The organism is Neorickettsia helminthoeca str. Oregon, from assembly GCF_000632985.1.
Lineage (GTDB): Bacteria > Pseudomonadota > Alphaproteobacteria > Rickettsiales > Anaplasmataceae > Neorickettsia > Neorickettsia helminthoeca.
The window spans coordinates 124,722-142,609 of the sequence record NZ_CP007481.1 but is presented as its reverse complement, the minus strand read 5'-3'; the positions used below and the strand labels follow the sequence as shown (position 1 = coordinate 142,609).

Annotated in this window: 13 protein-coding genes and 3 tRNA genes; 3 read left to right on the top strand and 13 right to left on the bottom strand. The window is 41.5% G+C overall.

The features are described from left to right. Positions 1-17 precede the first annotated feature (17 nt). Positions 18-878 (bottom strand): hypothetical protein, encoded by an 861-nt coding sequence (locus NHE_RS00665; protein ID WP_156927336.1) that lies wholly within the window; start codon positions 876-878, stop codon positions 18-20. A gap of 680 nt (positions 879-1,558) precedes the next feature. Further along, positions 1,559-2,473, bottom strand: coding sequence for an AEC family transporter (locus tag NHE_RS00660; protein ID WP_038558872.1), 915 nt, complete (start codon positions 2,471-2,473; stop codon positions 1,559-1,561). An 84-nt stretch (positions 2,474-2,557) separates the two neighbouring features. Here NHE_RS00660 and icd point away from each other — a divergent pair, with 84 nt between their 5' ends. Beyond that, entirely contained in the window at positions 2,558-3,976 is a 1,419-nt protein-coding gene (icd, locus tag NHE_RS00655) for an isocitrate dehydrogenase (protein ID WP_038560383.1), read from the top strand. 133 nt (positions 3,977-4,109) lie between these two features. Here the strand turns inward: icd and NHE_RS00650 are convergent. Both NHE_RS00650 and dnaN read right to left on the bottom strand, forming a co-directional pair. Continuing rightward, a tRNA-Phe gene (locus NHE_RS00650) sits at positions 4,110-4,182 on the bottom strand. 71 nt (positions 4,183-4,253) lie between these two features. Continuing rightward, entirely contained in the window at positions 4,254-5,378 is a 1,125-nt protein-coding gene (gene dnaN, locus NHE_RS00645) for a DNA polymerase III subunit beta (protein WP_038558870.1), read from the bottom strand. A gap of 191 nt (positions 5,379-5,569) precedes the next feature. On the opposite strand from dnaN, the gene pgeF reads away from it, so the two are divergent. Next, positions 5,570-6,811 carry a peptidoglycan editing factor PgeF gene (pgeF, locus tag NHE_RS04170; protein WP_051579505.1) on the top strand — a complete coding sequence of 414 codons (1,242 nt, stop codon included), beginning with the start codon at positions 5,570-5,572 and terminating at the stop codon, positions 6,809-6,811. A 73-nt stretch (positions 6,812-6,884) separates the two neighbouring features. Here pgeF and NHE_RS00635 read toward each other — a convergent pair. The 7 genes from NHE_RS00635 to NHE_RS00605 all read right to left on the bottom strand — a co-directional run bounded on the left by NHE_RS00635 (position 6,885) and on the right by NHE_RS00605 (position 15,231). After that, positions 6,885-6,956: transfer RNA gene (locus NHE_RS00635), tRNA-Gln, on the bottom strand. Between the two features lie 122 nt (positions 6,957-7,078). Further along, complete coding sequence (gene dnaE, locus NHE_RS00630; RefSeq protein WP_038560378.1) at positions 7,079-10,315, bottom strand: DNA polymerase III subunit alpha; 3,237 nt, start codon at positions 10,313-10,315, stop codon at positions 7,079-7,081. Positions 10,316-10,326: 11 nt separating this feature from the next. After that, a complete protein-coding gene (locus NHE_RS00625) occupies positions 10,327-11,751 on the bottom strand; it encodes a trypsin-like peptidase domain-containing protein (RefSeq protein ID WP_038558867.1) in 1,425 nt (474 codons plus the stop codon). Further along, complete coding sequence (gene hflC / locus NHE_RS00620) at positions 11,738-12,601, bottom strand: protease modulator HflC (RefSeq protein WP_038558864.1); 864 nt, start codon at positions 12,599-12,601, stop codon at positions 11,738-11,740. The genes NHE_RS00625 and hflC overlap by 14 nt, the downstream gene beginning before the upstream one ends. Then, entirely contained in the window at positions 12,598-13,638 is a 1,041-nt protein-coding gene (hflK, locus tag NHE_RS00615) for an FtsH protease activity modulator HflK (protein ID WP_198014746.1), read from the bottom strand. The genes hflC and hflK overlap by 4 nt, the downstream gene beginning before the upstream one ends. 133 nt (positions 13,639-13,771) lie before the next feature. Further along, entirely contained in the window at positions 13,772-14,665 is an 894-nt protein-coding gene (gene thyX / locus NHE_RS00610; protein ID WP_051579503.1) for an FAD-dependent thymidylate synthase, read from the bottom strand. A 182-nt stretch (positions 14,666-14,847) separates the two neighbouring features. Next, the gene (locus tag NHE_RS00605; RefSeq protein ID WP_038558858.1) at positions 14,848-15,231 is read right to left on the bottom strand and encodes a TraR/DksA family transcriptional regulator; all 384 of its coding nucleotides are present in this window, start codon (positions 15,229-15,231) and stop codon (positions 14,848-14,850) included. A 62-nt stretch (positions 15,232-15,293) separates the two neighbouring features. Here NHE_RS00605 and NHE_RS00600 point away from each other — a divergent pair, with 62 nt between their 5' ends. Then, positions 15,294-15,938, top strand: coding sequence for a heme exporter protein CcmB (locus tag NHE_RS00600; protein WP_332248304.1), 645 nt, complete (start codon positions 15,294-15,296; stop codon positions 15,936-15,938). Positions 15,939-16,018: 80 nt separating this feature from the next. Here NHE_RS00600 and NHE_RS00595 read toward each other — a convergent pair. Both NHE_RS00595 and NHE_RS00590 read right to left on the bottom strand, forming a co-directional pair. Continuing rightward, a tRNA-Leu gene (locus NHE_RS00595) sits at positions 16,019-16,104 on the bottom strand. A 77-nt stretch (positions 16,105-16,181) separates the two neighbouring features. Next, positions 16,182-17,726: an SLC13 family permease gene (locus tag NHE_RS00590; RefSeq protein WP_232215000.1), complete on the bottom strand. Its 1,545-nt coding sequence runs from the start codon at positions 17,724-17,726 to the stop codon at positions 16,182-16,184. Positions 17,727-17,888: the final 162 nt, after the last annotated feature.

Sequence of the window (17,888 nt, the reverse complement as noted above, 5' to 3'; positions counted from 1 at the left end):
CAGCAATATAAGGAAAGTTAGAGGCCATTGCTGAACTCTTCTTGAGCAAGAGGAGCAGTACTGCTCTGATTCAGATTAGTATCAGGATTAACCAGTGTATCATCATTCTGTACTTGTTGCTCACTATTTGGTACAAGACTAGAAGAAATGGTTATAACAGGAAGTGGCTGCTCACTACCCGATTTCAAGGAATAAGCATCCGTAATAGACTGTTGCACAGTATAGATGCCCTTTGACGTAGCACTACCATCAACGCCTGCGCCAGAAGTAATTGTGTACTCTTCGCGTTTGCCATTCAGTGTAACACTAGTATTAAGTTTCGCTGCGCCAGGATTAGGTACTTGTTTTTTACTACCCGATTTCAAGGAATAAGCATCCGTAATAGACTGTTGCACAGTATAGATGCCCTTTGACGTAGCACTACCATCAACGCCTGCGCCAGAAGTAGTTACTTGCTCTTTGTCTTCGCCATTCGGTTTAACACTAGCATTAGGTACTTTAGAAAGTTGGGCAGTATCTACGCTTGCCCCAGTAGTGTCAGGAACTTTACCGCGTTCCACAATCTGAAGCGCATGCTCAACAGGCGTGTTCAGGAGTGGAACTTGGACTGTAGTAGGACCACACAGCTCTGAAATTCGCTCTTCCGAAGACCTGTCCAGATCTGAACCCTGAAGCGCAATATTCCTAATCTCTATGTCCTTAACCTCCATGTCAAGCCCGAAAATTTTGCCTTCAATATTACTCAATTTAGCTGCGTTAGAGCGGCTCTGTATCAACAGAGCGATCAACATAGACATCACCGCAACGAAGGCAACTGCCGCAACGGAAGTGACAATAAGGAATTTTTTATCAATGAGATTGTTGTTCACCTTTAACATTTTATTCACTTGGAACATTTTATAATAATGCCTTAATTGTACTATCTGTTAATATAAAAGTCACTATTATGTAGATAGACTAATATGCACTATTATGTAGATAGACTAACATGAGATTATTTTTAAAATCGATCCACTTAGGTGAGTCGCACCACAACCCCCTGTCGGAAAGTCTTATTATTCAGTTTCGGCTATCCCAGATGGTCTGCATGATCAAATCAAGATGGTGTCCTTGTACACTCGCGGTGGGCGACCCATTCCATCTACGCAATAGAAAACTCATAGCTGTTTAGTTCTTACGCTAATAATCCGAGCGGCCTCTTAACTCACATCGTCGATACCTGAATTCGCGATCAGACTGATTCCACCAGACTACCTGTATTAGCAGCCAAAACTAAAGCTTGTGCATGTACCCGAGAAGAAACTAAAGATGCCTTGCTAGAACTCGTACTTCAATAGACTCTTACCCGCTCTCCATTACTTCTGTATTCCATGAGCTAGCTTCTTGCGCTGCCACAGCAATAACTACAATCAACCAAACATTCAATTGCACTATCAGATCTTTACTATGAGATCAGCATCTTTAGATCTGTTACAAAAATACTGGATTGTTATCAGTTCAGGAACTTAAAACTAAATCAGTTTTCCCATTACATTGAAGCAAGTCATTCAATTGCGGACTACAGGAAAAATTTAACTATCAGCGGAATATACAATATTCCTGTCAACGTACTGATCAAGACAACTACAGCAAGCTTCTCAGCAGGATAATTGAAGACACATCCTATGAGCATCGTACTCACTGATATTGGCACTACAGAAAGAATCAACATAGCGTTGTACACTTTATTGTTGTTGAATAAATGTAAGTAATATATGTCTAGATAAACAAGGCTCAGTGTCAGCGCGGGCCACAGAAAGTACTTAACGAACATAGTAATCCCGATACATTTCCAATCGATTTCGAACTTTTTTATGGTGGAAAGACCCAGACCAATCGTACTCATACCAAGTGTGACGTAGGTACCCCTAAGATTAAGAAAAAAAGGATCCAATGCTTGGGGCAAATCTAGATCCAACAGCTTCATCAGGAATGCAATCAAAACAGCGTGTAGTGGAGGGAGTCTAAGTGTCCTCTTTATGCAGTAAGTGGGAGACAGAGTCCCCTTAGCAGCGACATAGAACCCGTACGTATTTTCGAACAGTATAATACCGCTGTAAGCCAGTATGTATATACCAACTGTCTCAGCATCGACTATCATTAGCGCAACAGGTAGACCAAAGTGTCCAGTATTGGAACTACCCGAACTAAACGCGATGATATTCCTGAGACTATTATCATAAAAAAGATAAGTCACCGTGTAAACGAGCCAGCACATAAAACAGCTGATCAGGAGAATTACTATCGGAAGAAGGAATAACTTTCCCATTCCATCGACTCTGAGGAGTCCGTTCAAAATAACCAGTGGGGAAAGAAGATACAAAAGAAAAGTAGCAATCGTATTACGATCAGTATTTAGCGACCTCCCAGCAATGTAGCCAAGCAATATCATCAGATAGAGCGGCAATATTTTGCTTAAAACCTCAAAGAACACTCGGTTTTGATAAAAGCAGAACTCTCAAATATAATAATGTCAGTTTTCGCTGAAATGAAAGAAAAAAGTATATACAAGATTAACATGTCTAATTTAACAGTAGCGTACGGCAACGGAATCGGAGCAGAAATCATGACTTCAGTACTTGAAATTATCTTCGAAGCCGGTGCGGCACTCCAGATTGATACAATTGAAATCGGCCAGAAAATCTATAAAAAGGGTTGGCCTTCTGGGATTCCGGACTCTGCTTGGGACACTATAAAAAAGAACAAAATATTACTGAAAGGACCTATAACGACTCCGCGCGGTGGTGGTGTGAAAAGCCTAAACGTGACGTTAAGGAAAAAATTAGGATTATTCGCTAATGTAAGACCATGTGTCTCGCATCTGAGCAGCCAGGATAAAAAGGTAGATATAGTCATCATAAGAGAGAATGAGGAAGATCTCTACTCAGGAATAGAGTATAGACAAACTCGCGATACATACAATTGCACAAAGGTCATCACAGAAAAAACCTCCGAAAAAATATGCAGATACGCGTTTGAGTACGCAAGAAATAATAATCGAAAGAAAGTCACCGTGATGGTGAAAGATAACATCATGAAGATGACCGATGGAGTGTTCCATAGACTGTTCAGAGATGTTGCCTCCGAATACAACGATATACAAAGCGAGAACTATATCATAGATATAGGCGCAGCAAGAATCGCGAAGACTCCTGAGAAATTCGACGTAATAGTCACGCTTAATCTTTACGGAGATATCATCTCGGACATCGCAGCTGAAATCTCCGGATCTGTAGGTCTGGGTGGGAGCATCAATATAGGCGAGGAATACGCAATGTTTGAGGCGGTCCACGGTTCAGCGCCGGATATCGCGGATCAGGATATCGCTAACCCGTCAGGACTACTCAACGCGGCAACGTACATGTTGAGCTACATAGGGCAGAAAGAAGTAGCACAGAAAGTATATTCAGCTTGGCTCAAGACAATCAAAGATGGTGTACATACAGCAGACATATATCATCCTTCCTGGAGTAAAATAAAAGTAGGAACCAAGAAGTTTACTGAGCACGTTATAAACAATATCGATAGGAAGAACATCATACCTTTCTCGTGTCACAGTCTGGTTGAGAAGGAAAGGTTACAGACTAAATATCAGAGTTGTACAGAAAAGAAATTAATAGGAGTGGATTTATTCATCACATGGGAAAGTACAAATCTACAAAAACTCCTTACATTGCTCGAAGGTATCAAGGTCTCCAAAGCAATCATCTTGGGAAGCATCAGTGTAAAAGGAATCTCTATCTGGCCAGATAAAAGCAGCATCGTACTTCCTTACAGTGATACGCTGTGCTGTAGATTCTTAGGAGAACCGAATGGAAATCTCACTACCAGAGACATTTACGCACTGATGGAAGAGATCGAAAACAACGCAATAGAAGTCACCAGAATGGAGAAACTCTATACCTTTGGTGATAAGCTAGGCTTCTCGGAAATTTGAAAGTCATATAGACCTTTTCAGACACTAATTTGCAGTAGCCCGAAGGATGTGACACTAGGGCGGGTGCGGCAGCAACGCTAAGGGGAGTGGAACTTGGTACAGGTCCATATTCGTAGACCGGGACAAAAAGGTGTGGCCTGAACCGGGATCGAACCAGTGACACAAGGATTTTCAGTCCTTTGCTCTACCAACTGAGCTATCAGGCCAACAGGAAAATTCTAATCTTTGGGAGCTGCTTTGTAAACATCCACACAGCCGCACAAATGGTACCGCTTCACTAGATCGACATTGGCATTATGATGTACAGGACACTCTCATCACTACCATCCTTGAACAGCACCTGAGAAGTAGGATTATTAAAACACATCACCATTTCCTCACTCTCCAGGACAGAAAATATATCGAGCAAATAGGCATGGTTGAAATGGATACTCATATCTCCATCAAATTCCGAATCCAATTCCAGGGCCTCGCGACCAAAGCTCGCATCTGAATTGCTCGCTTCTACACTGAGTGTTTTCTCACGAATAGTCAGCCGGATTGCACGACTCTGGTCCGGAGAAACCAATCCTATTCTCTCGACAGCTCTCGCTATGGCTTTTTTATTCATGGATAGAGAGAATTTAAAAGTTTTGGGAATAACAGCAGTGAAATCTGGAAATGTCCCAGCAACTAATTTCGAATTCAGATATACATTTCCGACAACTACCTTCACTCTATTTGTGTACTCCCTGCCATGGAGAGAGAGCAAAACTTTCCCCATAGTAGAAAGCTTTATCATTTCCAGAACCGTCTTCTTGGGAACAATGCAAGAAAAATTGAACCCTGTTTTTTTATCCAGCGTAGCAACGGCTAATCTGTGAATATCAGTCGCAGCAGCTGTAATTTTCTCTCCATCTGACTCGAGATATATTCCATTTAGGTGCTGCCTAGTGCTCTCAGTTGAGATTGCAAACTTGACCTTGTTGAAAAGAGTCTTTATCTCATCCTTTGAGAATTCTATTTCCCCCTGTTTTTCTTCCTCACTTATCGATGGAAAAGTCGCCGCGTCAAGATAAGGCAGAGCGAACTCTATCTTCCCACTGGAGATCGCGAGATTTACTTGATCTATTGACAACCTGACCTCTGCGTCAATCGGAAGATGTCTAACTATCTCATGAAGCTTAAAGACGTCCACAGAAATCGCTACATCATCGACGTTTGCTATATCCACGACAGTGTCAGTCAGTGAGAGCTCATTATCCGTAGTGGTGAACTCAGCAGCACCACCAGATAAGAAAATCCTGACCTGAGAAAGATAAGCTATTGTACTTTTCCTCGTCGATACACCAACCAAATTAGAAAGGACCCTAGAAAGATCTTCTTGTTTCACAACTATGGTGACGTATCTATTTTTTTCCATGCGCCCGAAAGAAATCCATAGGATTGTAGCAAGTTATTCCACTAATGTGAATCCAGATCCTCGAACCACATTCATCGCACCAACGCTGAGACGCCGAGAGATTCCATTCAAGCAATTGATGAGGTAACCTGTTACCGTATTAGACTCTCAGCGGGCCACTCGTAGTTACCAAACTGGTCGTCCAGAAAGCCGTGATAAAAATAGAGATACCAGAATTCGATGAAATAAATAGTGATACAATAAAGCATATTTTCTTATGTAACGTCCTCCTGGATGATAAACTAAGTCAGACCTTAGACACGTATTTCCACGCGAATTTACAACGTAATGAATATGTCTTTCCAAAACAAGTTCATTCGAACATATGTATGTTCACTAGAACTCCTAGCGCTAATTCTCTGAAGTGTGATGCCATAGTAACAGACCAACCGAATCTCACCTTGGTAGTGAAAACGGCTGATTGTGTCCCAATACTATTATCTGATCCAGTGAACCACATAATAGGGGTTGTACATGCTGGCTGGAAAGGCCTTAACTCAGGAGTGATACAGAACGCTATAGCAAAAATGATTGATATTGGTTCTCAATCGAAGTATATCAACGTTGCTATAGGGCCTTGTATTCTTCGTGAGAATTACGAGGTGCAGGAAGATTTCCTCGAAGCTTTCGGAAGTACTGGAAAGGAATTCTCCAGATTGAAACAGGGTAAATACTATTTCGACTTGCTCGGATGTTGCCAGGACATACTGAAGAAGGAAGGTATAAGGGAGATCCATACTTCGGAAGTGGACACCTACACTAACACTGGAATATCCAGTTATCGCCGCACAAGACATCTAAATAATCCCGATACGTACAGAAATATAAGTGCGATTGTCATTAACAGAGATAACGACAAACACCAAATGACTAATGATGATAAGCATCCAGACGAGTGGGGAGACTTCATACAAAAAGTGAATAAAGTTCGGAACAGACGCGCTTGCCTGCCTCAGGATATACAGAAAATGCGACATCCTGTGTCAGTAATCATAGATGGATATGAGAAACCCTATAGCAATCACAAAGACTCCGATATTGAAGTAAAGAAAAGAAGAGTACAATTAAGCAATCACGAAAGTTGCGAGATTATCCGAAAGATACGGCGTAGCAAAATACGTCTGGAGAGAACATTAGACCTGCACTGGGAAACTGAAGAAAGCGCGTATAAGAAAACAATTGGGTTTATATTAGAAAGCTATGAAGCAGGTCTACGTTATTTACTAATCATCGTTGGGAAAGGCAAAAACGGCAAAGGGAAATTAAGAGATAGTCTTGCATCCTGGGTGGAAAATCACTGTAAAACTCGAGAACTGCTAATGCTAGTAGAGGAAGCTCTACCTCAACACGGGGGAGAAGGGGCGTACTACGTCTTCCTCAGAAGAAAAAGATAACTGGAAATCAGTACACAAGAACCTGAATCAAGGATAACAATAGAAGACGGGCGCATTGGAGGGTTCAGCCCAACTGGGATGGCAGGATTCGAACCTGCGCATGACGATACCAAAAACCGTTGCCTTACCGCTTGGCTACATCCCAAGAACAGTCGAGAGTGTAACATATTTTTCTGCACTGTTAAATTCCCCCAAAACCGAAGAAAATGAAATATCACTTATAGGGACTCCACTTTACTTTTTATTAAGCAGAAAGGTGCGCAACACTTACGTATCAACGGACCCAATGCATGCTCTATGTCTAAGGATCCCTATATCTTCTACTAGAGCTAATTCTTCCAGTGGACAATGAAAACCTTTTCCAAGTCCTATGCGGACATATCTAGAGTCATTATTCACAACAATAGTGATCTCCCATTTACCACCATGTTTTAGTATCTTTTTTAACTCATCCACTTGCTCCCTCCGATCTACGAGAATTGCAATTTTTCCGGCAAACTCTGAATAGAGGAAATCATGTAACCCAGATATGCTATTACACACGTAGCCATTATCATTCTTTACAATACCCAAGACCACCTGCGCTCCAAGTGAAAATAGCTCACGTTTAACATCTATGAGTTCGGACTCGTAGCATATCACAGTATGAATGTCCGTAACGGTGGAAACATGTAATACAGCGAACTTCCTCTCTCTCCTTGACCTGATTGTGAGAGCAGTAATCACACCAGCAATCTGGTAAGGGGAAAGTTTAAGAAATTTCTGATAGGGCTGTAAAGGATGGCTATTTAGAAATAAGCCAAGCGCTTCGAATTCGTATTGAGTTTTTTCAAAGAAATTCCAGGGTTTTACCTTGTGAATCGTGGTCCTCATATCCACATCGAACAAGCACATCTGTCTGCTGTCACTCTTTTTTTCCATGATGTCATTTACCAAGGAGAAAAGATTGCTTCTGTCAGGAGAGATAGCGTCCATTGCCCCTGATTTCACAAGGCTCTCTACGGCTCTTCTATTGACTATCTTTGCATCGATACATCCACTGAACTCCTCAATTGTTCTAAATTGATTTCTTTCCTGGAGAAACGTTGCTGCTGCTTCTCCCACATTCTTCAGCGCTGCCAGTGAATATCGAATTGCATTATCCTCGATGGAGAACAAAACTTTGGACTTTGTCACATCAGGTGGAAGGATGGAAATACTACAATTTTTTGCATCCTGGATGAGAATTGCTAATTTATCTGTATGTTGTATTTCTAGATTCAGTGCAGCAGTGACGAATTCAATTGGAAAGTTAGCCTTCAAGAAAGCTGTCTGATATGATATCAGAGCATATGCCGCCGCATGGGATTTATTGAAACCATAGCCTGCGAATTTTTCCACCATTTCAAAGATCTCTCGCGCTTTTTCAGATTCGATCCCATTTTGCTTCGCTCCTTCTATAAATTTCTCCGTCTGCTCAGCCATCTCTGAACGTATTTTCTTTCCCATGACGCGACGTAGGATATCTGCTTCGGCAAGTGTGTATCCAGCAAGGAGCTTTACTATTTCCATTACTTGTTCCTGATAGATCACAACACCAAAGGTCTCCTTCAATGAAGATTCAAGAAGCGGATGTGGATATTCAACTTTTTCTTTACCATGTTTCCTCGCAATGTATGTAGGAATGTTCGCCATTGGACCCGGTCTATTGAGTGATATCAGCGCAATGATGTCCTCAAGAGAATCCGGATGAAGACGTTTCAACGTTTCGCACATGTATGCATTATCCAACTGGAATACACCTATTGCCTTACCGGCTGATAGCAGTTCGTACGTTTTTCGATCATTTAGCGGTATCGACTCTATATCAAAGTCAGGTATCTTTTCACGTATCAGAGAGCATGCTTGATTAATAACCGTCAAAGTTTTCAAACCAAGGAAATCAAATTTCACTAATCCAGCCTTCTCGACATACTTCATCGAGTACTGAGTGACGGGTATATCCGAATCCTGATCGTAGTAGATGGGAAGATATTCTTCTATGGGCTTATCACTGATGACTATTCCAGCGGCATGCGTCGAAGAATGTCTCAAAGTGCCTTCCAACTTTAGCGCCAGATCGAGAAGCTTATCCATTGTCTCATCATTTTTGCGTTCCTCTTGGAGATCCTTGTCCAGATCGATTGCTTCCTGTAGGGAGATGGGATTAGCAGGATTATTAGGAATCATCTTGCATATCTTATCCACTCGACTGTAAGGTAACTGCAGTACCCGTCCGACGTCTCTCAGCGCGGCTCTTGGCTGCAACGTCCCAAAAGTGACTATCTGTGCAACGTGTCCATATTTCTTTTTGATATACTCTATAACCAGATGACGCTTTTCTTGACAGAAATCCACATCAAAATCTGGCATTGATACACGAACTGGATTCAAAAATCTCTCGAAAAATAACGCAAATTTGATTGGATCTAGACCTGTAATTCCGAGGCTCCAAGCAACTATAGATCCAACACCAGATCCTCTTCCTGGACCTACAGCTATTCCATTTTCCTTACTCCACCTTATGAAATCCGCTACGATTAAGAAGTATCCTGCATACTTCATTTCGATGATAACACTTAGTTCGTATTCCAGTCTCTCCAAATAGTTTCCCGGAATATTGTCCTTCATCCTTTTTCTCAAACCGGAATATACTAATTTTCGGAGTTCATCGTTTTCAGTAGTTGCACATTCAAATTTTGGCAGTACGGGATCCCTGACCTCCGGCATAAAGCTACAGCGTCGCGCGATTAGAACCGTGTTATGTAGCGCCTCCTCAAGACCAGAAAAAAGAGAAAACATCTCATCCGTACTTTTGAAGTAGCACTCAGCGGAATAATGCATGCGATTTACATCATTGAGGTAGGTAACTGCACCTATACATGTCAGCACATCATGTGCTTCCCTGAATTCTCGATCCGGGAACAGAACTTCATTTGTCGCAACTAATGGAATATCGTTATCATAAGCTAGCTTTATGAGCTGCCTCTCCTGTGGTCCATTGATCGTGGTTCGTTGTATTTCTATGAATAAGTCCCGCTCAAATACTTGCTTAAAGTCTGAGAGGAGAGCTACTTCATCGATCGAGTAACTATTAATAGCATCAATAAGAAAGTTTCCCAGAAGCACAATTAATCCACGGTGCCAGGCAAAGACATCCTCGAGTGTGATTTTTCTGCGCGATACAGCTCCAGACAACTTAATTAAGTTTCTGTATCCCTCCTCGTTCCTAGCAATGAGGAGAATACTTGAATCGACGTTCTTATAGAAAACGGAAAGATCCGTTCCTATAATTGGCTGCACACCTGAGGACTTCGCATATTCAGCAAACTCCAGAGTACCAGCCATACTATTAACATCGGTAATAGCAACAGCTGGCATCCCAGCTGCTTTTGCTAAGTCGACAATTTTCCTTGGCTTGTTGACGGAACGTAAAAGTGAATAGTCACTTCGAACACGAAGGTGGATAAATACCCGTTGCCGCATCAGAAGTGAGATCAATCATCAATGTTAACAGCAGCAAAAATTGTCTGCATACCGCGATTTATAAGCATCAAGACCGATCTTTGACCTTTCTTTCTTGTCGCTTCTATGTACTGTTTGAATTCTTGTACCGTAGAAATCTGCTTATTACCACCGATTCCAACAATTATATCTCCAGCCCTAAGGAAAGTGTCTTTATTGGGATCGACGGCGAGCACGATTACGCCTTTGGTATCATCGCCTAAACCAAAAGAAGCTCTAATATTATCAGTTAAGCTGGAGACCACTATCCCTATTATCTCCAACTCGGAAACGATTTCATTAACGTGTTTCTTTGGTGCTCGTTCAACACTGACTTTTAATGATAATGATTCTTTAGCCTTCAAAGGATCCCTAACCACCGATAGAGTGAGAGAGTCACCTATCTTTTTACTAGAGACCTCACGTACGAGCCTTCTAGATCCACTAATTTTTTCTCCACCCACAGCTGTGATGACATCGCCAACCCTTAGACCAGACTTGTACGCTGGACCCTTTTTGTCGATGCTGGCTACCAGTACTCCGGAAAAATCTCCTCCCAGTGAATCCCTTACTTCATTAGTAATCTCCTGCATCACGACACCAATCCAACCACGCTGAACCTGCTCACCTTTGGAGATAACATCTATCACTGGGACAGCAACATTTGACGGAACAGCAAACCCAATCCCGGCATTACTTCCATTAGAATACATACTTGCTGTATTCACACCAATTACTTCTCCATTGGTATTACACAAAGGACCCCCTGAGTTTCCCGGATTCAGGGCGCTATCCGTTTGTATAAAATCACTACTACGGAACAACCCAATTTCCCTACTGATAGCAGATACTATTCCAACACTGACCGAACCACCCAAACCAAAAGGATTACCTGCCGTGAGTACCCAATCTCCGGCCCTTACTTTGGACGAATCACCAAAACGGAGATGTGCCAAACCCTTGACACCCGGAATTTTCAACACAGCAAGGTCAGTCTTTACATCATAACCAATAATCTTCGCATCATACTGCTGACAATTTTCAGTACACTGACTCAGTACGACCTTTATTTTTTCGGCATTAGAGACAACGTGATAATTTGTGACTATCAAGCCATCATCGGAAATCAGAAATCCAGATCCTCGTGAGGTCCAGCGTTTTTTATTACCCTGATTCTTATTTCCAAAGTATGGTTCGACTCTCTCACAGAAATCTGAAAATTCCTCTAGCATAGCGGGATTACTGCACAAACTCTGACTATCCATTTTCAGTTTGTATTCACCTGAAATATTTACGACCGCTGGTGTCAGTTTCGATACGATCTTAGAAAAACCCTCCACTGGCACGACTGCGTAGGAAGTCGAAAAAGCGAGCAAAACTGCCACTACAATGATTGTGAAAAACTTATTTTTTCTCATTACTATCTTTCAATATGCTTAAAAATCTATCGCCGGAGTTTATAATAAATCTAGTATTATTCTTCTCGAAGACCCTTTCATAGGCAATCAGGCTCCTATAGAATTTATAGAATTCCTGATCGACCATATAAGCTATTGAATATATTTTTGCGGCCTCAGCATCACCTTCACCCTTGATGGATTGCGCTTTACTGTATGCGTTAGTGATAATAAGTTTCTTTTCCTTATCAGCTGTAGAAATTATCCTCTGTGCTTCCTGGTATCCTTGCGCTCTTATCTCCCTTGCCTCTTTTTCCCTTTCTGTTTGCATTCTCTTGAAAATCGCCTCACTGTTTTCTCCGGGGAGGTCCGCTCTCTTGATACGCACGTCAACGACTTCGACTCCAAAGTCAGAGGCTACCTTGTCAGCCTGAAGCTTGATGTTACTCATGACCTTCCCTCTTTCCTCTGTGAGAATACCGATCAGTGGAACTAGGCCAACCTGTTCTCTCATATTCGATTCAATGACGGGGCTCAATCTACTTTCTAGATTTGTGATACTCTTTGCCGAGCGGTAGAACTGAACAGGATCAGTAATCCTATATTTAGCATAGTAACTTACTATCAATCGCTTTTGATCAGCTGCTATTACCTCTATTGACCCGGAAGACAAATCTAGGATCCTAGTATCAATCCTAACAACATTATTGATGAACGGAATCTTGAAGTGAAGGCCAGGCTTCAGCGGCTCGCTTGTCACCACCTCTCCAAACTGCAGCACTATCGCCTGACGGCCCTCAGGCACGACAAACACACTCAACCCCAGTAGCACAACTACAACAATTGACAAAACAACAAGAGTCCTTTTCATTTAGCACCACCCTTTAGCAGATCAAAGAATTTCAATACATTACTGTCATCGACAACAATTTTGTCAGTTTCTTTGTACACCTGCTCCAACATTTCTAATCGCATTCTCATCTTTGTGATTTCAGGATAGCTCTTATACTGCTGATATATTTCGGTGAATCTCTTAGTGTCACCCAATGCACGATTTATAACTTCGATTTTATAGGCCTCAGCATTCTGTATAGCAACTTCGGCCTCACCTTTTGCTCTTGGCAACAGATCATTTCTGTAGGAGTAGGCCTGATTAATTTCCCTTTCTTTATCAGCACGAGCACTTTGAACATCGCGGAAAGCATTAATCACCTTTTCTGGAGGGTCGACCTTTTTCATTTGTATTGAGAGGACTTCGACTCCCATATTGTACCCGTCAAGAATTGCTTGAAGGTTCTTCTTAGTATCCGCAGCAATTTGAGCTCTTCCCTCACCTCGGAGAATAAATGAAATTTCATTTTTCCCGATCGCATCTCTCATTGCGCTTTCGGCAGCTCCCTTGACGCTCGTCCCAAATCCGTAATCTTTGACATTGTAGAGGAAATTGTAAGCATTCTTGATACGCCATTGAACCTCGAAATTAGCATTCACTATATTTTCGTCACCGGTGAGCATTATACCTTCACCTTCACCCTTTCTACCCGATGAGAAACCTATTTCGTCACGATTCACCGCAGCAACTTTCACTTTATCGACTCGCCCTATAGGGAAAGGAAGATGATATCTCAAACCTGGTTCAGACGTACTGACATACTTACCGAACGTGAGTTGGACTCCCTGCTCTTCTGGATTCACGACATAAAACCCAGATGCACCCCAGACAGCAAGTAGCGCAAGAAGCAAAATGTACAGGAACCATGAATCAAAACTAAGCCCTGATCGATAATTACGACCAAACCTATTTCTTATACTGAGCAGGACAGCATCTACATCATAGATATTCTTGTTTGAGCCTCTGGGCTTGTACCTCGGCTCCTCTTCGGATCCCCAAGGATCATCATACTTCATCAAAATCACACTGAGTCACCGTCCCAATTTCACTCATTAAATCTAATGGATTTTCTTAGATGCTTCAAGGACGTCAGCATAACACAAATTAGATCGGTATAAATTTTCCATTAATAGGGATTACTGTTCGACACTAGGTATCATCCTTCTCCGTGAGAACAGTTTGTACCTCGGTAAACTCGCGAGCACCCATGTTATATCGTTCTCTCTCGGTAATAATACTGTCCTTTAAATTATCGCGTATATAGCGAAGCGCACTACGGGAAAAGGTTGCACTGCATTTTACGTACTCCAAAAAGGCCTCGTAAGCTATAGGGACCCATAATTTCACGATTTCTTCCATCACTTCAGCGTATCTACGAATCTCATACTGAGCATGACTGTGGGAACGCAATTTCAGGAAATGAAGTAAATTATGAAGATCGATTTTCCAATACATTTCCGTATATGCATTCAATGGAAGCGCTATACGCACTATTTCTCTAGCCAATCCCGAATTTATGAAATGTGTGTACCCCTCATACAGTGCCCTACTATTCTCATTTAAAGCATCATTGAACTCCTGAGCAAGAACTTGATCCACCTGATCGCTTCCTCCTTGAGCATTCGTGGCAGACTGATAGCATACTTTTTCCATTTCGGGAATATAGAATTCATTATCAACTATCGAATACCTAGCTGAATACTCATTTACATTTGCAGTTCTATGCCTGATCCACTGTCTGGCAACGAAAATCGGCATCTTTATATGGAACTTGATTTCACACATTTCGAAAGGAGTGGTGTGACTGTGACGCATTAAGTAATGTATCAGTGCACGATCCTGGTTTACAGTTTTTGTCCCCTTTCCATAGGAGACCCTCGCAGCCTGGACAATGGATTGATCATTACCCATATAATCAACTACCCTTATAAAGCCCTTATCCAGAACCTGATATCTTTTATCTAGGTTCTGCTCCAAAGCCTCTGATATGGCTCTTTTAGTTTGGCAAGATTGATTGTCGGACACAGCGCAAGAATAAGGCATCCGACTTATTCTGCACCAACACAAGAGAATTGTCAAAAAGCTACAGAGCTACCCTGATGTATCGTAGAACACTAATACGTCCATTTTAGTTTGGCAAGATTGACTGTCGGACACAGCGCAAGAATAAGGCATCCGACTTATTTTGCACCGATATAAGAAGGCTGTAGAACCCCATCCAGGACCTACACGTCTTCGTTGAGGTTGGAGGACTGGAGGAAACGATTTTTCTTATCTAATCTTTCTTGCACATCTACTGAGCACCTTGCTGTAGGTTCGAGGTCCAGCCTACTGAAGCCTATTTCATCTCCAGTTTCTTCACAGTACCCGTATACACCCTGCTCTATACGTTCGAGTGCCTCATCTATTTCCTTTAGCAGAAGAGCACGCTTCTGAGTAGAAAGGATGATATCATCTGCCTCGTAGGAATTCGCGCACTTACGCAGGAAGTCCTGGACAACTCTACCCTCACTCAACAAGTCACTTTTCAATCTGAGTAACTTATCACGGAAGTAAGAAATCATTCTTTCTCCCATGTACTCAGCGTTTTTTATTTCTTCAGTAGCCATTGGACAAGAGAAAAGGCATTATATCATCTGGATCGTAGCAACACAAACTTAAATAATTATTTATGCTACACTTACGCTCGAAAATGGAACAATATATGTTTAAACCCAAAAGGTCAATAGTACTGCTAGCATTTTTACTGATCAGCTTTTTTCAGCTATTTTTGTACAAACAAGTAGTTGGTTGTACAATGGATAAACATATCATCTGGATAAGTACAAATATACTATATTTAGCCTCCATTAGTAGCATCTTCACGCGATACTGGTCCAGCGGCGTCCTTGAGCAGCTTAGCACTTCTAATATTCATATTCGTAGGTTCATTTCCAGGACCATAGTGGATTTTTGGATAAGTATAGGATTACCGTTGATACTATTTGCAACTATTCTCTACTGTCTTTTAAGTTATTATTCCATTCATCTGAGGGATCTACTTTTTTTCAGTGGCTCTCTCATATATTCGACGATCACTTTTTCTTTTATAGGAGCATTATGTAACTGTTTCACTGTCACCACAGATCGCATTACATATCTCATTATTGCTGCACCGATCTCTATACCAGGAATAGTCATGTCAATGTTCATTCTGAATGGCAGCTTGGAGAATCTTGGTATATTCATTTTCATCTTGGTCGGAAATATCCTCATTGTGAGCATCTTTCCGGTAATAATAGAAATCGTGTTAAGAGAAGTATTGGAGAATTTATAAATACCGACAAGGACTCACGGGGGGAAACTAGAACAGATCCGGGGCCCGGACCGGTAACTCTGAAAATCAGGAGCCAAATGTGCGGTCGAGAAGACTTGAACTTCCAAGGCCTTTATGAGCCACAGCGACCTCAACGCTGCGTGTCTACCAGTTCCACCACGACCGCAGAACCGGATCCAATTATACTTGCAAAACTAAGATGATTCAAATATCACCTCAAAAAGATCTACACTGCCCTCAATTTCAAGCTCCGGAGCTGCTATGAAAAAGATCAAGGTTGGAAAAGAGGTATAAATAGAGCAAATATGCTCCTAGAACAATGAAGTTAAGTGGGGTACCAAATTTCAAATAATCTGAATATTTGTATTTACCAGATTCCATGACGATCAAGTTCGCCTGATATCCGAATGGCGTAGAAAATGCACTATTAGCTGCAAAAACAAGCGTCCAAACAAGATACTTTGGATCGATGTCCATCATATTACTCAACTTGAACACAACTGGTGTGAAAATCAAACCAACAGCATTATTACTCATGATTTCGTTCAATAGGCTTACTATAAGGAAAGTCACAGCAATTAAAGCAATTAATGGGGAATCATAGGTCCACTCGTACAGAAGCTGTGTAAACACCTCCAGTACACCCGTCATTTCGAGTGATTTACCAAGTACGAGAGAGTAGATAAGCATCAAAAACAGCTTCACCTCAATCGACCCAAATATTTCTGCGACATCAACAGTACCAGAAAGTACCAATAACGTGAGGCCAGCCGAGACTCCGAATGCAAGTGGCAACTTGAAGACTGCAGATAAGAAAATCACCGCTATGAACGTGAATACTACTCTAAGACCATTATGATGACTCAGGATATAAGCATTATTTTTCTTGACTATCACATCCTCGAGTGTAGGAGTATGTCCCTCATGGACGATAACTAATCTCACACCTGGCACGATTTTCCTTGAAGCGCCTGAAATACCAATACCTAAAGCCTGGAAGTAATTGATAACTCTTTGTGATAGAATATCTAGACCTATCAATTCAGATTTCTCGGTGATTACAATTTCATCGATGAGCAGATTCTTACTAAATTTTCGATTGTACAATATACTTTTGATCTCCCGTAAGCTGACCGATGAAAAGATAGATCTTGTTTCCTCGATAGGATTCAGTGCAAAGAAGAAACTTCTAAAATATTCGAGTTGACCCCCTCGCACAGGGAGTATAATAGTAAGTGCCACCACATATGCCAGTCCAAATAAACCTATGAAGAGTGCAGGAGTAAAAAATCCAAAGAAACCTATATCTACCCCGAGCTCACCCGCCTTTGAGTAGATCAATAGGTTTGTACTACTTCCTAGAACAGTCAACATTCCACCTAACGAAGCAGCGAATGCTATTGGCATCATCACACTTGAATTCGCGATGCCTATTTTTCTACTGCAAATAGAAAGAAAAGTAATAAGCAGAACCACCACTGGAGTATTATTAATAAAAGCACTGGAAAAATAACTCACCAGTATCAGGATCATGGGAATGAGAGCGACATAATCTGTCTTCATTGTTAAGCTCGCGAACTTGTTGATAGCACCTGTACATGCAACCATTCTTCCCATCACAGTTATACCAAGAATTGTAATTACTGTGCCGTTCATCATACCCTCTAAAAGTACAAGTGGCTTTGAGAATGCAATCCCTTGATAAAACGCAAGCAACCCAATAGATGTAAAAGCCACGGCTTCAGCTCTGAATTTCTCCGTGATCAAACAATATGTACTCAACAGCATTACAGAAATCACATATATCGGAGCGAAATCGATTAGAAATCCATCAAACATCGGAGTAAAAAAGATCAATTTCCGATATTCTCAGGATATTGTAAATTAAGCCTTTCCTGAAATAACAAGTCTAGAATATTTGCCTTTACACTATTGATCTTTACACTATTG